At 71.3% G+C, this 21,904-nt stretch carries 25 protein-coding genes; 14 read left to right on the forward strand and 11 right to left on the reverse strand.

Going from position 1 to position 21,904, the window contains the following annotated elements; translation table 11 throughout:
- The first annotated feature begins 102 nt into the window (after positions 1-102).
- Positions 103-1,137 carry an ABC transporter ATP-binding protein gene (locus P5G50_RS06045; RefSeq protein ID WP_301210453.1) on the forward strand — a complete coding sequence of 345 codons (1,035 nt, stop codon included), beginning with the start codon at positions 103-105 and terminating at the stop codon, positions 1,135-1,137.
- A complete protein-coding gene (locus P5G50_RS06050; protein WP_301210454.1) occupies positions 1,134-1,964 on the forward strand; it encodes an ABC transporter permease in 831 nt (276 codons plus the stop codon). Before P5G50_RS06045 ends, P5G50_RS06050 begins: the two co-directional genes overlap by 4 nt.
- Before the next feature lie 113 nt (positions 1,965-2,077).
- Here the strand turns inward: P5G50_RS06050 and P5G50_RS06055 are convergent, their stop codons facing one another.
- Positions 2,078-2,809 carry a winged helix-turn-helix domain-containing protein gene (locus P5G50_RS06055; protein ID WP_301210455.1) on the reverse strand — a complete coding sequence of 244 codons (732 nt, stop codon included), beginning with the start codon at positions 2,807-2,809 and terminating at the stop codon, positions 2,078-2,080.
- Between the two features lie 412 nt (positions 2,810-3,221).
- Positions 3,222-3,854: a uracil phosphoribosyltransferase gene (gene upp, locus P5G50_RS06060; RefSeq protein WP_301210456.1), complete on the reverse strand. Its 633-nt coding sequence runs from the start codon at positions 3,852-3,854 to the stop codon at positions 3,222-3,224.
- Between the two features lie 37 nt (positions 3,855-3,891).
- On the opposite strand from upp, the gene tadA reads away from it, so the two are divergent.
- On the forward strand, positions 3,892-4,359 hold the full coding sequence (gene tadA, locus P5G50_RS06065; RefSeq protein ID WP_301210457.1) for a tRNA adenosine(34) deaminase TadA: 468 nt from the start codon (positions 3,892-3,894) through the stop codon (positions 4,357-4,359).
- Between the two features lie 18 nt (positions 4,360-4,377).
- On the opposite strand, the gene P5G50_RS06070 is transcribed toward tadA, so the two are convergent.
- Together P5G50_RS06070 and P5G50_RS06075 are read right to left on the reverse strand one after the other, a co-directional pair.
- Positions 4,378-5,136, reverse strand: a complete 759-nt coding sequence (locus P5G50_RS06070) for a glutamine amidotransferase (RefSeq protein WP_301210458.1) — start codon at positions 5,134-5,136, stop codon at positions 4,378-4,380.
- Positions 5,133-6,095, reverse strand: coding sequence for a cation diffusion facilitator family transporter (locus P5G50_RS06075; RefSeq protein WP_301210459.1), 963 nt, complete (start codon positions 6,093-6,095; stop codon positions 5,133-5,135). The genes P5G50_RS06070 and P5G50_RS06075 overlap by 4 nt, the downstream gene beginning before the upstream one ends.
- Before the next feature lie 23 nt (positions 6,096-6,118).
- Here P5G50_RS06075 and proC point away from each other — a divergent pair, with 23 nt between their 5' ends.
- The gene (gene proC / locus P5G50_RS06080; RefSeq protein WP_301210460.1) at positions 6,119-6,967 is read left to right on the forward strand and encodes a pyrroline-5-carboxylate reductase; all 849 of its coding nucleotides are present in this window, start codon (positions 6,119-6,121) and stop codon (positions 6,965-6,967) included.
- 81 nt (positions 6,968-7,048) lie between these two features.
- Here the strand turns inward: proC and P5G50_RS06085 are convergent, their stop codons facing one another.
- The 3 genes from P5G50_RS06085 to P5G50_RS06095 all read right to left on the reverse strand — a co-directional run bounded on the left by P5G50_RS06085 (position 7,049) and on the right by P5G50_RS06095 (position 10,155).
- Positions 7,049-7,894: a hypothetical protein gene (locus P5G50_RS06085; protein ID WP_301210461.1), complete on the reverse strand. Its 846-nt coding sequence runs from the start codon at positions 7,892-7,894 to the stop codon at positions 7,049-7,051.
- Between the two features lie 163 nt (positions 7,895-8,057).
- On the reverse strand, positions 8,058-8,729 hold the full coding sequence (locus tag P5G50_RS06090; RefSeq protein ID WP_301210462.1) for a potassium channel family protein: 672 nt from the start codon (positions 8,727-8,729) through the stop codon (positions 8,058-8,060).
- On the reverse strand, positions 8,722-10,155 hold the full coding sequence (locus tag P5G50_RS06095; protein ID WP_301210463.1) for a TrkH family potassium uptake protein: 1,434 nt from the start codon (positions 10,153-10,155) through the stop codon (positions 8,722-8,724). Before P5G50_RS06095 ends, P5G50_RS06090 begins: the two co-directional genes overlap by 8 nt.
- Positions 10,156-10,223: 68 nt before the next feature.
- On the opposite strand from P5G50_RS06095, the gene P5G50_RS06100 reads away from it, so the two are divergent.
- The 5 genes from P5G50_RS06100 to P5G50_RS06120 all read left to right on the forward strand — a co-directional run bounded on the left by P5G50_RS06100 (position 10,224) and on the right by P5G50_RS06120 (position 11,768).
- Entirely contained in the window at positions 10,224-10,652 is a 429-nt protein-coding gene (locus P5G50_RS06100) for an ArsR/SmtB family transcription factor (protein ID WP_301210464.1), read from the forward strand.
- An 82-nt stretch (positions 10,653-10,734) separates the two neighbouring features.
- Positions 10,735-10,944, forward strand: coding sequence for a helix-turn-helix domain-containing protein (locus tag P5G50_RS06105; protein ID WP_301210465.1), 210 nt, complete (start codon positions 10,735-10,737; stop codon positions 10,942-10,944).
- Positions 10,945-11,014: 70 nt separating this feature from the next.
- Positions 11,015-11,113, forward strand: a complete 99-nt coding sequence (locus tag P5G50_RS06110; RefSeq protein ID WP_003792170.1) for a 30S ribosomal protein bS22 — start codon at positions 11,015-11,017, stop codon at positions 11,111-11,113.
- 98 nt (positions 11,114-11,211) lie between these two features.
- Positions 11,212-11,472: a glutaredoxin family protein gene (locus P5G50_RS06115; RefSeq protein WP_301210466.1), complete on the forward strand. Its 261-nt coding sequence runs from the start codon at positions 11,212-11,214 to the stop codon at positions 11,470-11,472.
- Positions 11,469-11,768, forward strand: a complete 300-nt coding sequence (locus tag P5G50_RS06120) for a Dabb family protein (protein ID WP_301210467.1) — start codon at positions 11,469-11,471, stop codon at positions 11,766-11,768. Before P5G50_RS06115 ends, P5G50_RS06120 begins: the two co-directional genes overlap by 4 nt.
- Positions 11,769-11,843: 75 nt before the next feature.
- Here P5G50_RS06120 and P5G50_RS06125 read toward each other — a convergent pair whose 3' ends face one another.
- The 3 genes from P5G50_RS06125 to P5G50_RS06135 form a co-directional block, all read right to left on the reverse strand.
- Positions 11,844-12,545: a GntR family transcriptional regulator gene (locus tag P5G50_RS06125; protein WP_301210469.1), complete on the reverse strand. Its 702-nt coding sequence runs from the start codon at positions 12,543-12,545 to the stop codon at positions 11,844-11,846.
- A complete protein-coding gene (locus P5G50_RS06130; RefSeq protein ID WP_301210470.1) occupies positions 12,545-13,171 on the reverse strand; it encodes a GntR family transcriptional regulator in 627 nt (208 codons plus the stop codon). The genes P5G50_RS06125 and P5G50_RS06130 overlap by 1 nt, the downstream gene beginning before the upstream one ends.
- Positions 13,172-13,306: 135 nt before the next feature.
- Entirely contained in the window at positions 13,307-13,693 is a 387-nt protein-coding gene (locus tag P5G50_RS06135) for an SHOCT domain-containing protein (RefSeq protein WP_301210471.1), read from the reverse strand.
- Positions 13,694-13,803: 110 nt separating this feature from the next.
- On the opposite strand from P5G50_RS06135, the gene P5G50_RS06140 reads away from it, so the two are divergent.
- Together P5G50_RS06140 and P5G50_RS06145 are read left to right on the forward strand one after the other, a co-directional pair.
- Entirely contained in the window at positions 13,804-15,771 is a 1,968-nt protein-coding gene (locus P5G50_RS06140) for a hypothetical protein (protein WP_301210472.1), read from the forward strand.
- A gap of 97 nt (positions 15,772-15,868) precedes the next feature.
- Positions 15,869-16,723: a polyphosphate kinase 2 family protein gene (locus P5G50_RS06145; protein ID WP_301210474.1), complete on the forward strand. Its 855-nt coding sequence runs from the start codon at positions 15,869-15,871 to the stop codon at positions 16,721-16,723.
- Between the two features lie 19 nt (positions 16,724-16,742).
- On the opposite strand, the gene P5G50_RS06150 is transcribed toward P5G50_RS06145, so the two are convergent.
- Complete coding sequence (locus tag P5G50_RS06150) at positions 16,743-18,086, reverse strand: isochorismate synthase (protein WP_301210475.1); 1,344 nt, start codon at positions 18,084-18,086, stop codon at positions 16,743-16,745.
- 122 nt (positions 18,087-18,208) lie between these two features.
- Here P5G50_RS06150 and ubiE point away from each other — a divergent pair, with 122 nt between their 5' ends.
- The 3 genes from ubiE to P5G50_RS06165 are packed head-to-tail and all read left to right on the forward strand — an operon-like array spanning position 18,209 to position 21,900.
- A complete protein-coding gene (gene ubiE / locus P5G50_RS06155) occupies positions 18,209-19,429 on the forward strand; it encodes a bifunctional demethylmenaquinone methyltransferase/2-methoxy-6-polyprenyl-1,4-benzoquinol methylase UbiE (RefSeq protein ID WP_301210476.1) in 1,221 nt (406 codons plus the stop codon).
- Positions 19,429-20,508 (forward strand): polyprenyl synthetase family protein, encoded by a 1,080-nt coding sequence (locus P5G50_RS06160; RefSeq protein WP_301210477.1) that lies wholly within the window; start codon positions 19,429-19,431, stop codon positions 20,506-20,508. The genes ubiE and P5G50_RS06160 overlap by 1 nt, the downstream gene beginning before the upstream one ends.
- A gap of 18 nt (positions 20,509-20,526) precedes the next feature.
- Entirely contained in the window at positions 20,527-21,900 is a 1,374-nt protein-coding gene (locus tag P5G50_RS06165) for an FAD-dependent oxidoreductase (protein WP_301210478.1), read from the forward strand.
- Positions 21,901-21,904 lie beyond the last annotated feature (4 nt).

The following is a 21,904-nucleotide window of genomic DNA, read 5'->3' on the forward strand; positions in this document are numbered from 1 at the left end:
CCATCCAGACCACCGATTGCGTTCCGTGAGGAACCTGCGTCAACAGTCACCGAGGGTCGTATTCCATGATATTCCCCCTCGGTGGCGGGAAAGGAGCCCGTCGTGGCACCCACCACCGGCTCGGCGCTCGCCGCCGAGCACCTCGTCAAGTCCTACAGCGGCGGGAGGGGCAAGCCTCCCGTCCGCGCCCTCGACGGCCTCGGTTTCGAGGCCGCCTCCGGCACCGTCTTCGGCCTGCTCGGACCCAACGGGGCCGGCAAGTCGACGACCATGAAGATCCTCTCGACCCTCGCGCGCGCCGACAGCGGCACGGCGTTCGTCGCCGGGATCGACGTCGCCCGCCATCCCGCGCGCGTGCGGAGGGCGATCGGCTTCGTCGCCCAGAAGCCGGTCTCCGACCCCATGGGCACCGGCGTCGAGAACCTCGTCCTCGCCGGGCGCCTGCAGGGGATGCGGGCGGGGGAGGCGAAGGCAAGGGCCGCGGAGCTGCTCGACCGCTTCGGCCTCACCGAGCACGCCCGCCGGCAGGTCAAGACCTACTCCGGCGGCATGGCCCGCAAGCTCGACGTCGCCATCGGCCTCATGCACCGACCGCAGGTGCTCTTCCTCGACGAGCCGACCACCGGCCTCGACCCGGAGGCGCGGGCCGAGCTCTGGCTGGAGCTCGACCGGATGACCGCTGCCGAGAACCTCACCGTGCTGCTGACCACGCACTACCTCGACGAGGCCGACCGCCTCGCCGACCGACTGGCGATCGTCGACCACGGTCACGTCGTCACCGAGGGCACGCCCGACGAGCTCAAGAGCGGGCTGCGCGGCGACGCGATCGTGGTCGAGCTGGCCGCCGACGGCGCCGACCCCTTCACGGCGCTCGGCGCGGTGCAGCGCGTCGACGCGCTCCGCGAGGTCGGCGGCGACGGACGCACGCTGCGCGCACGCGCCGACGACGGCGCAGCGACCCTGCCGCTCGCGCTCGCCGCCCTGGAGGCCGCCGGCGTCGCCGTCGCCTCCGCCACCGTCGCCCGACCCAGCCTCGACGACGTCTACCTGCGGCACACCGGCCGCACCTTCACCCGGGCGCAGGAGTCCGCCTCCCTTCAGACGGGTGCAGAGCAGCTCGTGGAGTCCGCATCATGACCACCATCGCCACCACCACCTCCGCCGCCCGCCCGGTGCGCCGGGGCGGGCCGACGTTCCTCAGCCACACCCTCCTGCTCACCGGTAGGCAGGTGCGAGCCGCACTGCGGATGCCCGCCTTCCTGGTCATGAACATCGTGCAGCCGGTCATCTGGCTGCTGCTGTTCGGCCAGCTCTTCAAGTCGGTGATCGAGATCCCCGGCTTCGGCGTGGGGCAGAGCTATCTGGAGTACCTGACACCGGGCGTCGTCATGATGCTGGCCCTGTTCGGCAGCGCGTGGTCGGGGACCGTCTACATCCAGGACATGGACCGCGGAGTGATGGACCGCTTCCTCACCTCGCCCGCCAACCGGGGCGCGATGATCGTGTCGACGCTGGTCTACCAGTCCCTGCTGGCCGTGCTGCAGTCGCTGGTGGTGCTCGGGATCGCGTTCTGGGCCGGCGCCCGGTTCGAGGGCGGCGTCGCGGGCATCCTGCTGCTCCTGCTCGGGGTGGTGCTGCTGACGGCGGTGTTCTCGTCGCTGTCGAACGCGGTCGCGCTGCTCGCGCGGGACCAGACGGCGCTGATCGGCATCTCGCAGCTGATCACCCTCCCGCTGATGTTCCTCAGCTCGGCGATCATGAACACATCGCTCTCACCCGAGTGGGTGCGGAACGTCGCCGCCTACAACCCGTTCGAGTGGGCGGTCATCGTGGGACGGGAGGCGCTGAGCGCGACCCCCGACACCGGGGCCCTCTGGGGCCACGTCGCGCTGCTGGCCGCGCTGGCCGCCGTGATGGCGACCCTCGCGACGCTCGCCTTCCGCGCCTACCAGCGCCAGGCCTGACCTGCCCCCGCGCCCGCTGGCAAACCGCCGAGTACGCGGATTTTCCGCGTACTCGGCGGTTTCCGGTCGAATTCGCGCGTACTCGCGGGTCCGGGGAGGGCCCGGCCGGCGGGTCAGAAGAGGTCGGGGGAGGGGGCGCCCGAGTGGCGGATGGACACGTCGGCGTGGCGGTCGAAGCGGTAGCCGACGCCGCGCACCGTGCGCACGATGTCCTCGTAGCGGCCGAGCTTGGCGCGCAGGCGGCGCACGTGCACGTCGATGGTGCGCTCGTTCGGGATGTCGTCATCGTCGGCGTTGCTCCACAGCGACGAGATCAGCTCCGAGCGCTCGATCGTGCGGCCCTCGCGCAGCACGAGGTACTGCAGCAGCTCGAACTCCTTGTAGGTGAGCGCGACGGTCTGGTTGTCGAGCACGAGGCGCTTGCGCGAGATGTCGACGACGACGCCGGAGGCGGCGCGGTCCTCGTCCTCGTCGATCGTCGCGGCCTGGCGGTGCTTGGCGATCGCGGACGGGTCCTGCAGCGCGAGGCGGACGACGTCGACGTCGCGGCCGCCGGCGCCGGCCGGGGCGAGGGCGACGGCGGCGTAGGTCTCGGCGGTGGGCGCGAGCTCCGCGGTCAGGCGCTTGAGCGCCTCCACGATGCGGCCGAGATCCGTGCCGGCGGCAGCGGCCTTCGCCTCGTCGATGCCGACGTAGAGGACGAAGCCGCGGGCCTCGGTGCCCTCGGGGACGGCGCGGATGCGGGCGGCCGGCGCGGGCGCCTCGACCGGGGCGGGCGCGGCGGCGACGGGGGCCGGGCGGACGGCGGCGGCGGTGGGGAAGGTGTCGATGGTGGCGAGAGACATGGGAGGAGGGTCCTTCGGATGATGATGTTCCGCGGATCCCGCTGATGCCGGTGGGGCGGTGCCCCGGGTACGAGTGAACGGCGGATGATACGGTGATCCGGTGGGGAGCCGTGTCAGATACGGCGTGTGTGCGCGGGAGGCGGGGTGGCGCTCCCGGGGAGCTCGCGCCTCGTCAGGACCGGATGCGGTCGGAGGGCGCTGCGCTCGGCGAAGGGGTCGTCAGATCAGCGGCACATTCGGCAACACATGACTGCGTCGCGGCCGGCCATCATCATGCCGGCATTCCCAAGGGCCTCGAAGGAGGTCAGGGTACGCGCGTTGTCAGTCATGTGCGGTAGTAAACCCGTGCATGACTCGCCGTGTCAAATCATGACGGAATGTTTCACGCGCTCTGCGAACGCTCAGACCGGCGTCAGACCGTGCCGTAGAGGCGGTCGCCCGCGTCGCCGAGGCCAGGAACGATGTAGCCGTTCTCGTTCAGCCGCTCGTCGAGCGCGCCGAGAACGATGGTGACGTCGCGACCCTCTGTCGCCTTCTCGAGCGCCTCCAGGCCCTCCGGTGCGGCGAGCAGGCAGATGGCGGTCACGTCGACCGCGTTGCGCTGGAACAGGAACTCGATCGCGGCGCCGAGCGAGCCTCCGGTCGCCAGCATCGGGTCGAGCACGAAGCACTGCCGGTCGGAGAGGTCCATCGGGAGGCGCTCGGCGTACGTCGTCGGCTCCAGCGTCTCCTCGTTGCGGACCATGCCGAGGAAGCCCACCTCGGCGGTCGGCATCAGCCGGACCATGCCCTCCAGCATCCCGAGCCCGGCTCGGAGGATGGGGACGACGAGCGGTCGCGGCTGGCTGAGCGCGAGCCCGGTCGTGGTCGTGACGGGCGTCTGGATCTCGACGGGCTCGACCCGCACACCGCGGGTGGCCTCGTACGCGAGGAGGGTGACGAGCTCCTCCGTCAGCTGCCGGAAAACCGGCGACGGGGTCGACTTGTCACGGAGCACCGACAGCTTCTGGGTGATGAGGGGGTGGTCCGCAACGTGCACTCGCATAGGCTCAAGGCTAGCCGAACATCCGCTTGGAGGAGCCGTGAGCCTGCCCGTCCCCGCCGTCTACGAGGAGTGGATGCGCCGAGCGATCGCGGACGCGCGCCTCGCCTTCGACACCGGAGACGTGCCCGTCGCCGCGCTCGTGCTCGACGAGACCGGAACGGTGATCGGGACGGGCCGCAACGAGCGCGAGCTGCACCATGACCCCACCGCGCATGCCGAGGTGCTCGCCCTGCGCGAGGCGGCCTCCACCCGCGACGACTGGCACCTCGAGGGCTGCACGCTCGTCGTCACGCTCGAGCCCTGCGTCATGTGCGCGGGCGCGGTGCTCGCGGCGCGTCTCCCGACGGTCGTGTTCGGCGCGTGGGACGAGAAGGCGGGAGCGGCGGGATCGGTCTACGACGTGCTCCGCGACCGGCGGCTCAACCACCGGGTGGAGGTCTTCGCCGGCGTGCTCGCGGAGGACTGCGGGGAGCTGCTGCTCGACTTCTTCCGCGCGAAGCGCTGAGGCGTTGAGGCCGGGGCGTCAGGCGGCCGGCGCGGCCCCTGCCGCCGTGCCCCGCTTCGCGTCGAGCGCCGACAGCCACTCCGAGAACGCCGCGCGCGACGCCTCCTGCATCCTCGCCGAGTACTCGACGCGCTCGCTGCGTAGGGCGTCCGGGTCGATCGCGAGCTCGTCCAGCTCGTTGTAGCCGTCCGCGACCCACTCCTCGTGCATCTCGTCGGTGACCTCGGGATGGAACTGCACCGCGAGCGCGAAGTCGCCGATCGCGAACGCCTCGTTGGAGTAGTCGCTCGACGAGGCCAGCAGCGTCGCGCGCTCCGGCAGCTCGAACGTGTCGCCGTGCCACTCCACCACCGGCACGCCGTCGAAGTGACGGATGGGGGAGTCGGCGCCCGCCTCGGTCGGCTCGACCCGGCGGAAGCCGATCGCCTTCGTGTCGCCCTTGTAGACGCGCTCGCCGAGGGCCCCGGCCATGAGCTGCGCGCCGAGGCAGACGCCCAGGGTGGGGAGCTCGGCATCGATGCGCTCGCGCAGCAGCGCCTTCTCGTCGTTCAGGAAGGGGAACTTCTCGGTCTCGTAGGCGCCCATCTCGCCGCCGAGGACGACGACGAGGTCGGCCTCGGTCGGGTCGATCGCCGCGACGTCCTCGGTGGAGGCATCGACCACGCGCAGCTCGTAGCCGTGCTCGACGAGCGTCGGCCCGATGTTGCCGAGGTGGATGGTCGGGTCGTGCTGCAGGATCAGCGCGGTGCGAGCGCCTGTCTGCTCTGTGCCGGTCACTCCAGTCCCTTCAGGATGATCGTGTCGGTGGCGGGGGCCGCCTCGTTCGGGTCGACCCAGACGTCCGGCTCGATGTAGATGACGCGGGCGGCGGGGACCGCCTCCCGGATGCGGCGCTCGATGGTGTCGATCGCGGCGGCGACGTCGGCCAGCCGCTGGTCGCCCGCGAGCGCCAGCTTGGTCGCGACCATCAGCTCGTCGGGGCCGAGGTAGAGCGTCTTCATGTGGATGATCCGCTCGGCCTCGTGACCCGCGAGCACCGCCTGCTCGATCGCGGCGACGTCGGCGTCGCTCGCGCCCTCGCCGACGAGGAGGCTCTTGGTCTCGATGCCGAGGATGATCGCCACGGTGATCAGCAGCGCGCCGATGAGGACCGTGCCGATGCCGTCCCACACGGCGTCGCCCGTCAGCACCGTCAGCCCGACGCCGAGCAGGGCGAAGGCGAGTCCGGTGAGCGCGGCCACATCCTCCAGCAGCACCACGGGCAGCTCGGGCGCCTTGGCGCGGCGGATGAACTGCGGCCAGGACAGCGCCTTCTTGTGCGGGCGCGACTCCTTCACCGCGGTGCGCAGCGAGAACGACTCGAGGCAGATCGCGATGACGAGCACCAGGATCGGCAGCCACGCGTTCTCCAGCGGGTGCGGGTGCGTCAGCTTCTCGACGCCCTCGTAGACGGAGAACACGCCGCCGACCGAGAACAGGATGATGGAGACGACGAACGCGTAGACGTACCGCTCGCGGCCGTACCCGAACGGGTGCTCCCTGTCCGCCTTCTTCTTGGCCTTGCGGCCGCCGAGCAGGAGGAGCAGCTGGTTGCCGGAGTCGGCGACCGAGTGCACGCCCTCGGCGAGCATCGAGGACGAGCCGGAGAAGAACCAGGCGATGAACTTGGTGAGAGCGATGCCCAGGTTGGCGGCGAAGGCCGCGACGATCGCTCTGGTCCCACCTGATGCGCTCATGGCCCCCATCCTAGGATGTGCCCATGAGCCAGACGCAGTCCGTGACCCTCCCGACGATCGCCATGCTGGGCGCCGGATCGATGGGGCGTGCCATCCTCAGCGGCCTCCTCGCCCCCGGCGTGACGGTGGAGGGGGGCATCCGCGTCACGAACAGGTCGGAGGAGCGCGCGGCGACGTTCGCCGACACTCCCGGCGTCACCGCGTACGCGACCGAGACGCAGCCGGACGCCAACCGGCAGGCGGTGGAGGGCGCCTCCATCGTCATCGTCGCCGTGAAGCCTGCCATGGTGCCCGACCTGCTGCGCGAGATCGGCGACTCCCTGCTGCCGGGCGCCGTCGTGGTGAGCGTGGCCGCCGGCGTGACGACCGCGACCTTCGAGTCGCTGCTGCCCGAGTCGGTCGCCGTCGTGCGCTCGATGCCGAACACGCCGGCCGTGGTCGGCAAGGCGGTGACCGGGATCAGCGCGGGTGCGCGCTCGGAGCCGTCCGACGTGGAGCTGGTGCGTGCGCTGTTCTCGACCGTGGGGGAGGTCGTGGAGGTGCCGGAGTCGCAGCTGGACGCCCTCGGCACCATCTCGGGCTCCGGCCCCGCGTACGTGTTCTTCCTGATCGAGGCGCTGACCCAGGCGGCCGTCGAGAAGGGCTTCACCCCGGAGCAGGCGGCGACGCTGGTGAACGGCACCTTCCTGGGCGCGGCGGAGCTGCTGGTCGCCTCCGGCGAGGACCCGGCCGAGCTGCGCCGCCGCGTCACGAGCCCCAACGGCACGACGGAGCGCGCGATCGCCGTGCTCGCCGCCGCCGACCTCCCCGCCCTCTTCACGCGCGCCACCGACGCGGCCCTCGCCCGCTCCCGCGAACTCGCCGCCGGCTAGCGCTAGCCGCGCCTGACCGCCGAGTACGCGGATTCTCCGCGTGCTCGGCGGTTCTGGCGCGATTATGCGCGTACTCGGCGGTTACTTCGTGAGGGATCGGCGGAGGGCGGTTCGGACGCGGGATGCGACTTCGGGGAGCGGATCAGCTGCCGTCACGAAGATCACGTCCCAACCCCAGGCCACCAGGCGCTCGCGGCGGTGGATGTCGTCGCGGTATGCGGACGCTGTGGCGCGATGGTGGTCACCGAGGTACTCGATTGCCACGCGGTAAGCGGGATAGGCGAGATCGATCATCGCTCGTGCCTCGCCGGCGGACCCTTCGACGCGGTAGTTGAGCTCGGGACTCGGCAGTCCTGCGTCCTCGAGCGCCAGTCGCACCCGTGTCTCCTGCGGCGAGAGCGACCCATAGCGAACCCGTTCGGCAGCGAGACGCAGGTTGCGCACGCCTCGGTGACGCCCGTGGCGATGAAGCGCTCCGTCCAGCAGCCTACGGGTGGTGGGAGGCGGATCCTCGGAGTAAGGCTCATTGCCCGTGATGACATAGTCGCCCGCGATGATCAGCTCTTCGACGGTCAGCAGTGCTCCGAGCTGTACCCATACCTCCTCAGCCGCGAGGATGCGCAGGCCGTCGCGCTCGACAACGCGTTGCCCGGTCGGGGTCAGCTGGTGTCCGATGACTCCCCGCGCGCGGGGAGTGCGATCGGGCTCGAAGACGGCGACCTCCACCGATTGCGGCTGCGCTCGGAACGGCAGCGGGAACCCGTGCAGCGCGGCCGCCGATCGGTGCGAGAACACGGCGCCGGGCGGTAGCGCGAGAGTGGCGGCGCGGCACAGCTCGCGGTGCTCGGTCGGCGCCGTCCGGGTCCGTACTCCGTGGAAGGGTCGATGGAATCGACCGTTGTAGAGGTCGGCGCGGGTGACGCCCATCGCCGGAGCATCGCGAGATCGGAACCGTTCCATCCCCCCACCCAACCGACCTGGCCCGCGTTCCGCAGATTCTCTCCACAGCCTCACCATCGAGTACGCGCAAAATCGCCCGAAAACGCGCGAGTACGCGGAGAATCTGCGTACTCGGCGGTTGCCGGCGGGGTCAGGACTCGAGGGCCGCGAAGGACTCGATGTCGGTGGAGGTGCCGGCGACGATCACGAGGTCGTGGTTGCTGACGACGGTGTCGGCCGTCGCGTAGGTGAACGGCTTGCCGGGGCTCTTCACGCCGACGACGGTGACGTTGTACTTGCGGCGCACGCCGGAGTCGCCGAGGCGCATGTTGCGGATGGGCTTCGGCGGGTACATCTTCACCAGGGCGAAGTCGTCGTCGAACTCGATGAAGTCGAGCATGCGGCCCGAGACCAGGTGCGCGACGCGCTCGCCGGCCTCCCGCTCCGGGTAGATCACGTGGTTGGCGCCGATCCGCTCCAGGATCTTGCCGTGCGACTGCGAGATCGCCTTCGCCCAGATCTGGGGCACGCGGAGGTCGACCAGGTTCGCCGTGATCAGCACGCTGGCCTCGATGGAGGAGCCGACGGCGACGACGGCGATCGAGAAGTCCTCCGCACCGATCTGACGCAGCGTCTCGATCGAGCGGGCGTCCGCCTGGACCGTGTGCGTCACGCGGTCGGCCCACTTCTGCACGAGGCCGCCGTCGGTGTCGATCGCGAGCACCTCCCGCCCCAGCCGGTCGAGCTGGCCCGCGGTCGCGGCGCCGAACCGGCCGAGCCCGATCACGAGGACGGGGGCGTTGTGCTTGATCCGGTCAACCAACGAGCGGCCTCTCCTCGGGGTTCTGGTACAGCTGCTTGCGCTGGCTCTGGGCCAGCGCGGCAGCGAGAGTCACTGTACCAACGCGCCCACAGAACATCGTCGCGGCCATCACGTAGATCCCGGGCTCCGGGAGTTGCGCGGTGAGACCCGTCGACAGGCCGCAGGTCGCGAACGCCGAGATGACGTCGAACAGCACGTGGTCCAGCGGCGCCTTGGTGATCTGGAGGAGCACGATCGTCGACACCGCGACGATCGTCGCGCCCCACAGCGCCACCGCGACCGCGAGCCGCAGCACGTCGATCGGGATGCGGCGCCGGAACGCGTCCATCGACTCCACCCCGCGCGCCTCGGCGAAGGCGGCGAGGAACAGCACGGCCAGCGTCGTGACCTTGATGCCGCCGGCGGTGGAGGCCGAGCCTCCGCCGATGAACATCAGCATGTCGGTCACCAGCAGGCTCGACCCGTGCAGCTCGCTGATGTCGATCGTCGAGAACCCGCCGGACCGCGCCATCGTCGACAGGAAGAACGACTGGAAGATCGTGTGCCCGGCGTCGAGCGAGCCGAACGTCTTGGGGTTGTCGTACTCCAGCACGATGTACAGCAGCCCGCCCGCGACCAGCAGGATCACCGACATCAGCAGGGTCAGCTTGACGTGGATCGACCAGCGCCGCCGTTTCTGGCGGAGGTTGGAGGCGATGGCGAGGATCACCGGGAACCCGATCGCCCCGAGGAACACGCCGATCATGAGCGCCCCGAGGAACCAGAAGTCCTCCGCGAACGGCGTGAGCCCCTCCGCGTTGGGCGCGAAGCCGGTGTTGGTGAAGGCCATCGCCGAGTAGTAGAGGCTCTCCCAGAGCGACGCGCCGAAGCCCATCCCCGCGATCAGCATCCGCGGGAACAGCAGAAGGGCGACGCCTCCCTCGATCACGACCATGCTGATCGCGACGGTCGTCAGCAGCTTGCCGACCTCGCCCAGCCGCACGGCCTGCCCCTCGGCGACGGGACCGGCGTGGATGCGCAGCGGGTTGCTGTCGCTGGCCGCCATGAGCTTGGCCCGGAGGCCGAGCTTGCGCGAGATGACGAGGCCCAGGATGCTCGCCATCGTCAGCACGCCGACGGCGCCGATCTGCACGCCGAGGTAGACCAGCAGATGGCCGAACACCGACCAGTGCGTCGCCATGTCCACGGTGGAGAGGCCGGTCACGCAGATGACGGACACGGCGGTGAACAGCGCGTCCGCGAGGGGCGTCACGGTGCCGTCCGCCGACGCGATCGGCAGCGAGAACAGCAGCGTGAACACCAGGATCAGCATCGTGAAGACGAGGATCGCGAAGCGCGAGGGGCTGCGCGCGGCGAAGCCGTTGAGCGCGGCGCGCGCCCGCCCGATCGGCGCCGGGCCGCGGCGGACCGCCCGGATCGTGCTCATCGTGCGACTCCTCCCACCGACAGGCTCCCGACATGGTACTGCGCCCGGTGAATGACTAGCCTGGTGCAATGGCCGACATCTTCGACGTGATCGCCGACCCGACGCGGCGCGAGATCCTCCGCGTACTGCTCGACCGCCACTCGGACGACGCCCATCCTGCCGGCGAGATCTCGGTGTCGGAGATCGTGGCCACCCTCGAGCTCAGCCAGCCGACCATCTCCAAGCACCTCAAGGTGCTGCGCGAGGCGGGCCTCGTGACGGTCCGCGAGGAGGGGCAGCACCGCTACTACCGGCTCGACGCGACCCCGCTGGAGGCGATCGAGGACTGGGTGATCCCCTTCACCGCCGCCGACGTCGACATGGCCTCGCTCGGCGCGCAGCTGGCCGACGAGACCCGCGAGTTCGCGAGCACGGTCGGCAAGGTGCTCGCCGACACCCGGCACCGCGTCTCCAGCGCCACCGAGCGGGTCACGCCGCGCAAGTGGCGGCGCGACTGACGGGTTGCCGCGGGGCCGGAGGGCGGCATACAGTCGGACCACTCGACCGAAGCGGTGCGAGAAGGCGGAGAAGAAGGACGAGATGGCTCATCAGTCGGGCTCAAGCGCTCTGCGCGACGTGCGCTTCCTGACGGTCGCCGAGGTGGCCGACATGATGCGCGTCTCCCGCATGACCGTGTACCGGCTCGTGCACGCGGGCCAGCTGCCGGCCATCCGCTTCGGGCGGTCGTTCCGGGTCCCGGAGTCGGCCGTGACGCGGGCGCTCGAGAATCATGTCGCAGACAGCGCCTGACCTCGGGTAGACTTACTCCTTGTGTCGCCGCGCGTCCCGCGGCAAACCCCCTAACTTTTGTGAGGTCTACGTGGGTTCCGTTATCAAGAAGCGTCGCAAGCGTATGGCGAAGAAGAAGCACCGCAAGCTTCTTCGCAAGACGCGCCACCAGCGTCGCAACAAGAAGTAGACCCCGGTCTGCGGCTCAAGCGTCGGTCCGTTCGGCCCGGCGCTTTTTGCTGTGCGCACACTTTGGTGTGCGCGCCGCAGCCGACCTAGGCTGATCACGTGCCTCCCGTCACCCTCACCCTGATCGGCAAGCCCGGCTGCCACCTCTGCGACGACGCGCGCGAGGTCATCCGCTCGGTCATCGCCGAGCTGCCGGCCGACGCCGTCCCGGTCGTCGAGGAGAGGAACATCCTGGAGGACCCCGTGCTGCACGAGCAGTACGTCGAGGACATCCCGGTCGTCCAGCTCGACGGCCGCAACCACACCTACTGGCGGGTCGACCCCGCCCGACTGCGCGCCGCGCTCCTGGAGGCCCGATGACCATCCGCCACGTCGTCATGTGGAGGCTCGCGACGACCGACGACGCCGAGCGCGCCGAGCAGGCCGCGACCGTCAAGGCGAAGCTGGAGTCGCTTCCTCCGCTCGTCCCCCAGCTGCAGCGGCTGGAGGTGGGAGTGAACGCGCTGCCCTCCGGCGACTTCGACGTGGTGCTGATCAGCGACTTCGCCGACGAGGAGGCGTTGCGGGGCTACCAGGAGCACCCGGAGCACGAGAAGGTCGCTGCGTACATCCGCTCGGTCGTGGGCGGTCGCGCCGCCGTCGACTTCCTGGTCTGAGCGACAGCGCGCCCCTACGACGAAGCGCCCGGCTCCGCGAGGAACCGGGCGCTTCGCCGTCGGTGGCGGTCGACGCTACGCGATCGGGCTCTCGTCGATCTCGGCGTCGCTGCGGCGGTACTCCGAGAGGAACTGCGTCAGCGTCGGCTCGTAGAAGGCGTGGATGAGGTCGGCCGTCTTCTCGCCGTCTCGCGCCTTCGCGGCCTCGAAGATCTCGGTGACCCGGCCGGTGATGTCCTTCGTGTCGAAGGGCAGCTGCCAGACCGACACGTAGCGCAGCAGCTGCGGGCTGAGGCCCTCGCTGATCGTCAGCAGCACCTGGTTGTCGCTGTCGCGCTCGAACTCGAGGAAGAAGTCGTTGAGCGCGCGGCCCAGCGTCGGCAGGTCGTTCGCCTTGGCGGCCTTGCGGACGTCCTTCAGCGCCTTCTCGAGCCGGCCGACGGCCGCGTTGTCGAGCGTCGGCACGACGGTGCGGGCCGCGAACTCGTGCAGCAGGCCGGTGGTGTAGATCGCCTCGTCGATGGCCCGGAGGTCGATGGGCGCGACCCGGGTGTAGCGGTTCGGCGCCATCTCGACGAGCCCGATGTCGGCGAGCTTCATCAGCGCCTCCCGGATCGGGGTGCGCGAGACGCCGAGCCAGGTGGTCAGCTTCTCGTCGAGCAGGGTCTCGCCGGGCTCCAGGGTGCCGTCGAGGATGCCCTCGTACAGCCGGTTGTAGACGACGTCGCGCAGCAGCTGGCGCTCGACCGGCGCGCTGTCCTTCACGGGGAGCGGCATCAGGCTTCCTTCCTCTCCTGGGCGGCGAAGTCGTCGACGACGGCCATCATGACCGTCTCGTAGAACTCGCCGACGCCCTGCGCGGCCTTCTCGGCGTCGCCGGCGGCGGCGGCCTCCACGGTGGAGGCGATCAGCGGCACGCCCTTCTGGAACGGGACGTTCGAAGGGGCGGCGATGAGCGCGCGGCGCACCTCGGGGAGGTGGCGCGAGAGCAGCCGGCCGATCGTCTTGTTGTCGAGGCGGCGCACGAAGACGTTGTTGAAGCCCTCCGTGAGGTAGCGCTCGCGGGCGAGGTCGCTGAGCTGGGCGTCGGCGGCGCGGGTCGCGAACTCGCGCAGCTCGGCCTTGTCGGCGTCGGTCAGCAGCGGTGTCGTGTCCCGCACGATGCCGCGCAGGAGGGTGCCGAAGGTCGCGAGCAGCGCGCGGAGGCGGGTCGGGTCGATGGGGGTGACCCTCGTGCGCTTCTGCGGCATGATCTCGACGAGCCCCATGGCGGCCAGCTGGTTGAGCGCCTCGCGGACGGGGGTGCGCGAGACGCCCACCCACTTCTCGATCTCGGCGTCGTACAGCTGCTCACCCGGGGTGAGGTCCCCCTCGACGATGGCGTCGAGCAGACGAAGGAACACTTCGTCCCTGATCAGCCGTCGGGGACTGACGGCCTCGGTAACGGGTACAGGCATACATGAATATTACATCCCCTCGCGTCGGATGCAAGGCTCAGGAACGGCATGTCCCAGCGCGCTTCGCCCGGCCCGGAACGACTAGAACCGCTGCCCGAGCGCCTTCGCCTTCAGAGCCTCGAACTCGCCCTGGCTGATGACCCCGCGATCGAGCAGCGACTGGGCGCTCGCGATGTCGGCGGCCGGTGTGGTGGACGCGGTCGGATGGGCTCCCCAGCTGTCGTCCTCCGGCACGGACTGTCGTTGCCGCGCCGTGCGCTCCGCCATCCCGCGACCGCGTGCGATGAGGTACACGAGGGCGGTGAGGAACGGCACGAAGATGAGGAAGATGATCCAGACGGCCTTCCACCACCCGTTGAGCTTCTCGTCGCGGAACATGTCGATCAGGATCGAGAACAGCACCATCAGGTAGGCGACGAAGGCGAACGCCCAGAAGAACAGCCAGAAGAAGTTCCAGAATCCGGTCATCACAGCTCCCTCGCTCGTGGGCGACACGGTAGCGCCCGCGCGAGCGTTCTGGCTACGGGTGTTATTGCACGGCAGGAGGGGTGTCGGAGGCCGCGGGTTAGGCTGACCGCATGCTCCCGCAGCTGCCACCGCGCCTCTGGCGGGGGCGGTCCGCGGGCGGCCGGGCCGCGCTGATCGCGGGACTGGTCCTCGGTGTGCCGGTCGCGTTCGTGGCCGGGCTCGCGTTGCTCGTTCTCGGCGCCGTGGCGGCGGTGGTGGGGCTCGTCGGCCGGCTGATCGGTGTGGTGGCCGCATGGGTCTGGACGGCGGTGCAACGGGCGCGGCGCCTCCCGTATCCCTTCGAGCAGCGTTCGACGGGGACCAGGCGGGGGAGGCGCGTCGCGCTCAGCGGGCTCTACCTCTCGCTCGCGCCGCGCACGATCGGCGGCGTGGCCAGGGTCGCCGGGCTGCTGTTCGGGCCGCTCGCCCTGCTCGTGGGCGTCATCGGGCTCGTCCTGCCGCGGTGGCGCGCGCGCCCGTACCTGGCGGTGTTCACCCTTCCCGGCCTCCTGCGCAAGGTCGTCGGGCTCGGGAGGCGGCGCGGGCTGCTGCGCGACGGCCAGGACACCGTGCTCACCGGGTACGACGAGCTGCTGACGGCCGCGTTCCCGCTGATCCGCGACGTGCTCGACTGGTGGCGCGACCCGCAGGCGCCCGACGACTACGTGCCGACGCCGGGCCTCGCCGATGTGCCGGCCGGCCTGCTGGGGCTCCCGCTCGGCCCGGCTCCCGACCCGCTCGGGCAGCCGGGCATCGCGGCCGGTGCGATGCGCAGGCGCTCGATCGGCTCGGTGCGCGAGCTGCTGCTCAGCCAGCGCGAGATCGACGACCTGTGCGATCCCGACCTCGACGACCGGCCGGACACCGCGCTGATCCGGGTGGTGCGGTGCTCGGCGGAGTGGCAGGGTGCTGACGCAGACGGGGTGGAGGCCGCGCGCCCGGTGCGCTGGATCGTGCAGCTGCCGAGCACGCGGTCGTGGCACCCGCGCGCCGGGGCGGCGCCGAACGATCTGACGGCCGACCTCGTGATCGGTGCGGACGAGGAGGCCACGCTCACCCTTGCCGCGCTCGATGCCATGCGCGCGGCGGGCATCCTCCCCGGTGAGCCGGTGCTGCTCGCGGGCTTCAGTCTGGGCGGCATGGCGGCGGCGCAGACGGCCGTGCGAGCCGTCCGCGCCGGGTTCGCCGTGACGCATCTCGTGGTGGCCGGGGCGCCGCTCGGCCGGCTGCCGGTGCCCGCGTCCGTGGCGGTGCTCGCGCTGGAGCACGTGCTCGACCCGGTGCCTCGCATCGAGGCCAGGGAGAACCCGGTGCGCGTGGAGGTGCGGGAGACGCGCGAGCGGCCGTTCCTCACGGTGAAGGCAGGGCCTCCGCTCTCCGTCGGATTCCGGATCGGGGCGCTGCACCAGTCGACCGCCTACGCGGACACGGCCGCGGCGATCGAGGCGGAGCCGCCGGACGCGCGCGTCGCCGAACTCCTGATCGAACTCCGCACGTTCTTCGGCGCGCGTCAGACGATCGACGACCGGGCGGCCCGGCGTGCGGGCGGGCTGCCGCCGCGGCCGTCGGTGCCGCTGTATCTGCACAGCACGGTCGAGGAGGGGATCACGCGCGGAACGCTCCGCCAGACCGTGCGCCGCCTCCCGGGGGTCTACGCGGTGGACGTCTACCAGTCGCGCGCCGGCTTCGCGACGACGATCCTCTGGAATGCCGACATCCTGGTGCGAGAGCTGGAGCCGTGGTTGGAAACCGCCGGCCGCACCGCGGTGTACCGGGGACTGCTCTCGCTGCTGGCGCGGCGGCGCGCGGTCGGCGTGCACCTGCGGCTGCAGGCGCGCCGCACGCCCGGGATCACGTGGGAGGCGACCGTGCAGCGCCTCGCCGACGGCCGCTGGCGCGAGTCGATCGACATCACCGTCGACGACCGGGCGGATCCGGCGGAGGTGGCGCGGCTCTTCCCGGGCGGCACGGCGCCGGTGGTCGTGCTGCACCCGCCGGACACGTTCGAGCCGGTGCTGGACGTGGCCCGGGTGCGGTGACGCGGGTGGCGGTGATGAGGCGGGGACGCGGGCGGCGCTGACCGCGGGGCTACCATGGGCCGCGATCCGGGCATCCGGCTCGGCGGAGGAGGCGGTGGTGGGGCGCGAGACGTACTGGAAGAGCGATCCCGACGAGCTGCTGCGGGTAGCCGGCGACTTCCGGCTGGCCGACCGGGACACCGGGGCGACGCCGGGGTTCGACGGCGACAAGAAGGACGGGCAGAAGGCGCTCGCCGAGGGCGCCGGCATCCTCGCCGACCTGCAGGAGCGGCTGTTCGCGGCGGGGACGCACGGCGAGCGGCGCAGTGTGCTGCTGGTGCTGCAGGCGATGGACACCGCGGGCAAGGGCGGCATCGTCTCGCACGTCGTCGGCGCGATGAACCCGGGCGGCGTGCGCTACGCGGGCTTCAAGAAGCCGACGCCGGAGGAGCTCGCGCACGACTTCCTCTGGCGCGTCGAGAAGCGGCTGCCCGCGGCGGGGGAGGTGGGCGTCTTCGACCGCTCCCACTACGAGGACGTGCTCGTCGCGCGCGTGCACGAGCTCGCGCCTCCCGACGAGATCGAGCGCCGGTACCGCGCGATCAACGACTTCGAGCGCGAGGTGTCCGAGAGCGGGACCACGATCGTCAAGGTGATGCTGCACCTGGGCAAGGACGAGCAGCGCGACCGGTTGCAGGCGCGACTCGACGAGCCCGACAAGCACTGGAAGTTCAACCCCGGCGACGTGGACGAGCGCCTCCGCTGGGACGACTACCAGGAGGCGTACCAGCTCGTCTTCGACCGCACCTCCACGCCGTATGCGCCCTGGTACGTCGTGCCCGCCGACCACAAGTGGTACGCGCGCATCGCGGTGCAGCACCTGCTCATCGACGCGCTGGAGTCGCTGAACCTCGAGTGGCCGGAGGCGGACTACGACGTGGAGGAGCAGAAGGCGCGGCTCGCGGCCTCCTGATCGGCCGGTCGGGCGGCGGTCAGCCGAACGCCTCCACCACCGGGCGGAACTTCATCGTCGTCTCTGCGAGCTCGCGCTCGGGGTCCGAGTCCGCGACGATGCCCGCTCCCGCGTAGGCGGTGAGGTCGCCGTCGTCAGTCAGTTGCGCGCAGCGCAGCGCGATGGCCCACTCCCCGTCGCCGTCGCCGCCCACCCAGCCGACGGGTCCGGCGTACCGGCCGCGGTCGAACGGCTCGAGCTCGTGGATGAGCGCGAGCGCGTCCCGACGGGGCGTGCCCGCGACCGCGGCGGTCGGGTGCAGCGCCTCGGCGAGGTCGAGCGAGCTGGAGCCGTCGCTCAGCGTGCCGGCGATGTCGGTCGCGAGGTGCCACAGGTTCGGCAGCTTGAGTGTGAAGGGCTCGTCGTCCGCCTCCAGGTCGGCGCTGTGCGGGCCGAGGGCGTCGAGCACGCTGGAGACCGCGAAGCGGTGCTCGCCCTGGTCCTTCGCGCTGGCGGTGAGGGAGGCCGCGGCGGCGGTGTCGGAGGCGGCGTCGCGCCCGCGCGAAACGGTGCCGGCCAGCACGCGGGCGGTGACCGTGCCGTGGTGGACGCGCACCAGGGTCTCGGGGGAGGAGCCGATGAGGCCGTCGACCGCGAACGTCCAGCACTCCGGGTAGCCGAGCGCGAGCTCCACGAGGGCGCGGCGCACGTCGGACTCGCGCGGCAGGTGACCGCCGAGGTCGCGGGCGAGCACGACCTTCGACAGCCCGTGCTCACGGATGCGCTCGACGGCGGACGCGACCGCCGCCTTGTAACCCTCGCCGCCGAGGGCGCCGGGCAGCAGGCTCAGCCGGTACTCGTCGCCGAAGGCGGTGGGCTGGGGGAGCGGCGCGTTCGTCGTGGGGCGGCGGGAGGCGGCGGAGGAGCCGGGCGCCTGCGCGCCGGCTCCGCTCGTCGTCTGGTCGGCCGTCGGGTCGCCGGTGTCGTCGATCCGGCGGATGCGGGTGATCCAGCTGCGGCCCGCGCGGCGGCCGAGGACGATCTCGGGCACGATCAGCGTGCTGGTCGCGGCGCTGTCGTCGGCGAAGGCGAACGTGCCGAAGGCGACCAGCCCGGTGCCGGGGGTGTGCACGGCGTCCTCGACGGTGGCGAGCGCGGCCGTCTCGCGCCAGACCCGGGAGGCCTCGCGGATGCGGTCGGGCCCGGTGAACTCCAGTCGCAGCGCCTCGCCGATCCCGGCGATCCCCTCTCCCTTGCGGAGCCACACGAGCGGGTGGCGGGAGTCGAGGAAGGGGATGAGCTGGCGGACGTCGTCGAGGGGGGTGGTCTCGACCGCGAGAGCCGTCACGTCCGTCGCTCGTCGCGTGGTCGCTGGTGCTGTCACCCGATCAGCCTACGCCCGGGAGACTGTGCGCCCGATGCGCGCCGGCTGAGCGTGCACTGCCGGTGTGGCCGCGCGCACGCGCGGAAATGCACGTGTTCTGCGGGGCAGCCTAAGCTGGTGGGGTGAGTAAGGCCGACCTCAGCAAGCAGCCCGCCCAGGTCGCCGCCATGTTCGACGAGGTGTCGACCCACTACGACCGGACCAACACCGTCCTCTCGATGGGGAACGCGGCGCTCTGGCGAGTGGCGACGACGCGAGCCGTCGCGCCGCAGGCGGGCGAGACCATCCTCGATGTGGCGGCCGGAACCGGCACCTCCAGCGCGTCGCTCGCCCGCAACGGGGCCAACGTGGTCGCCGCCGACTTCTCCGAGGGGATGATCGAGGTCGGCCGCCAGCGCCAGGCGGGCAACCCGTTCGTGAGCTTCGTGCAGGCGGACGCGACGGCCCTCCCGTTCGACGACGACACGTTCGACGCCGTCACCATCTCGTTCGGCCTCCGCAACATCGTCGACCCGCAGAAGGCGCTCGCCGAGTTCTTCCGCGTCCTCAAGCCGGGCGGCCGCGTCGTGATCTGCGAGTTCTCGCGTCCGCCGCTGGCCCCGCTGCGCGCGGGCTACGGCCTCTACCTCAAGTACGGCATGCCCCTCCTCGCCAAGGCGGCCAGCTCGAACCCGGCCGCGTACGAGTACCTGATGGAGTCCATCCAGGCCTGGCCGAGCCAGCCCGCCCTCGCCGGCTGGCTCCGCGAGGTCGGCTTCGAACGCGTGGCCTGGCGCAACCTCACCGCCGGCATCGTCGCCCTGCACCGCGGCTGGAAGCCGGAGCGGACGGCTGCGCCGGTCGAGGCGAACGGTGCGGCTTCCGACGAGGCGGCCCCGGCTTCGGACGGCGGCGCCCTGCCTGAAGCCGCTGTCGTTTCAGAAGTAGCTGCGCCCGCCAAGGCCGCGCCGAAGAAGGCAGCTGCGTCTGCCGCGAAGCCGAAGCCTGCCGCGTCTGCCGCGAAGCCGAAGCCGAAGCCCGTGGCCGCCACGAAGCCCGCGCCTGCCTCGAAGCCCGAGCCGAGCCCCGACGCATCGGCCGCCAAGCCGAAGCCTGCCGCCTCCGGCGCTGCGAAGCCCAAGCCTGCCGCGTCCGGCGCTGCGAAGCCGAAGCCTGCCGCGTCCGGCGCCGCCAAGCCCAAGCCTGCCGCCTCTGGCGCTGCCAAGCCGAAGCCCACCCCCGCCGCGCCCGCCGAGCCCGCCGGGGCATCCGGCGGGGGCGCGCGCTCCGAAGAGTCAGCGCGGCCCGCGGGGCCCGCGGGGCCTGCCGGGGGTCCGTCGTCCGTCCCGTCCGAGGGGGAGTAGTGCCACGTAGTGTTCCGGCTGTGCGGCGACCGCCGTCGCTGACCAGCCAGCTGGGGCTCACCGAGCGGATCTTCATCCGCGGGGAGGATCGCGAGCTGGCCGCCGCCGTCGATGCGGGGCTCGCCGAGGTCGAGGAGGGGCTGCACCGCGAGATGCGGTTCGCCGACAACCTCGCCGACGTGACCGCGCGCTACCTCCTGGAGGCCGGCGGCAAGCGGGTGCGGCCCATGCTCACGCTGCTCGCCGCCCAGCTCGGCAGGGGTGCGACGCCCGAGGTGCTGCAGGCGGCCAGGGCCGTCGAGATCACGCACCTCGCCTCCCTCTATCACGACGACGTCATGGACGACTCGCAGATGCGCCGCGGGGTGCCGAGCGCGCAGTTCGTCTGGGGCAACTCGGTCGCCGTGCTGACCGGCGACCTGCTGTTCGCGCGGGCGAGCAAGCTCGTCTCGGCGCTCGGCGAGCGCGCCATCCAGCTGCAGGCCGACACGTTCGAGCGGCTCTGCCTCGGCCAGCTGCACGAGACCATCGGCCCGCAGGAGGGCGAGGACCCCGTCGCGCACTACATCCGCGTGCTGGAGGACAAGACCGGCTCCCTGATCGCCGTCGCGGCGCAGATGGGCGTGGTCTTCTCGGGGGCGCCGGAGGAGTACGAGCAGCCGGTGGTGACCTTCGGCGAGAAGATCGGCGTCGCCTTCCAGATCATCGACGACGTCATCGACCTGTCGCCGAAGGGTGTCGCCGAGACGGGCAAGACGCCGGGCAACGACCTCCGCGCCGGCGTCGCCACCCTGCCGGTGCTTCGGCTGCAGGAGCGGGCCGCCACCGACCCGGAGGCCGCCGACCTGCTCGAGCGGCTCGAGCGCGACGTCATCGGCACCGCCGACGAAGGGCCCGCGACACCGGAGGCGACCGCGGCCATCGCGGCGCTGCGCGAGCACGAGGTGACGCAGCAGACCCTGGAGGAGGCGCACCGCTGGGCGCGCGAGGCGGTCGAGGCGCTCGCGCCCCTGCCCGACGGGCCCGTGAAGAAGGCGCTGGTGCGGTTCGCCGACACCATCGTCGAACGATCCAGCTGAGCACGAAGGAATCAACGCATGACCAAACTCCGACTGGCCATCGTCGGCGCCGGCCCGGCGGGCATCTACGCCGCCGACATCCTGCTCAGGGCGGAACGCAGCTTCGACGTGTCGATCGACCTGTTCGAGCAGCTGCCCGCCCCCTACGGGCTGGTGCGGTACGGCGTCGCGCCCGACCACCCGCGCATCAAGGGCATCATCACCGCGCTGCGCGAGGTGCTCGACCGGGGTGACATCCGCATCTTCGGCAACGTGAACTACGGCACCGACATCACGCTCGACGACCTCAAGCGGCACTACAACGCCGTGATCTTCGCGACGGGCGCCGTGCACGACTCCCCGCTCGACATCCCGGGCATCGACCTCGAGGGCTCGTACGGCGCCGCCGACTTCGTGAGCTGGTTCGACGGCCACCCCGACGTGCCGCGCACCTGGCCGCTGGAGGCGCAGTCGGTCGCCGTCATCGGCAACGGCAACGTCGCGCTCGACATCTCGCGCATGCTGGCGAAGCACGCCGACGACCTGCTGCCGACGGAGATCCCGGACAACGTGTACGAGATCCTGAAGGGGTCGCCCGTCACCGACGTGCACGTCTTCGGCCGCCGCGGGCCCGCGCAGGTGAAGTTCACCCCGTTGGAGCTGCGCGAGCTGGGCGAGCTGCGCGACGTCGACATGATCCTCTACGACGAGGACTTCGAGTACGACGAGCAGTCGAAGGCGGCGATCGCGAGCAACAAGCAGGTCATGGTCATCGACCGGGTGCTGCAGCAGTGGCGCAAGCGGGAGGTGGGCTCGGCGTCGCGCCGGCTGCACCTGCATTTCTACGCCAAGCCGCTGGAGGTCGTCGGCGACGAGGACGGCCGCGTGAAGGCGTTCCGGTACGAGCGCACGGAGCCGGACGGCGAGGGCGGCGTGCGCGGCACGGGCGAGATCCGCGAGGTGGAGGTGCAGGCGCTGTACCGCGCGGTCGGCTACTTCGGCTCGCCGCTGCCCGGCATCCCGTTCGACGCGCGCCACGGCGTGATCCCGAACCACGAGGGTCAGGTGCTGCGGCCGGACGACAACGAGCGCATGTACGGCGTGTATGCGACCGGGTGGATCAAGCGCGGCCCCGTGGGGCTCATCGGTCACACCAAGTCGGATGCCATGGAGACGATCAAGCATGTGATCAACGATCAGGGCAACTGGTGGTCTCCCGCAGACCCCGCGGAGGAATCTGTGGAGAACCTGTTGCGCGAGCGGGGTGTGGAGTACACGAACCTCGACGGCTGGCACAACCTCGACGCGCACGAGCAGGCGCTCGGCGCCGAGCGCGGCCGCGTGAGGATCAAGGTCGTGCCGCGCGACGAGATGGTGCAGGTGTCGAACGCGGTGCCGGCCCAGGCGGACTGACACC

Source organism: Leifsonia williamsii, from assembly GCF_030433685.1.
Taxonomy (GTDB): Bacteria; Actinomycetota; Actinomycetes; order Actinomycetales; family Microbacteriaceae; genus Leifsonia; species Leifsonia williamsii.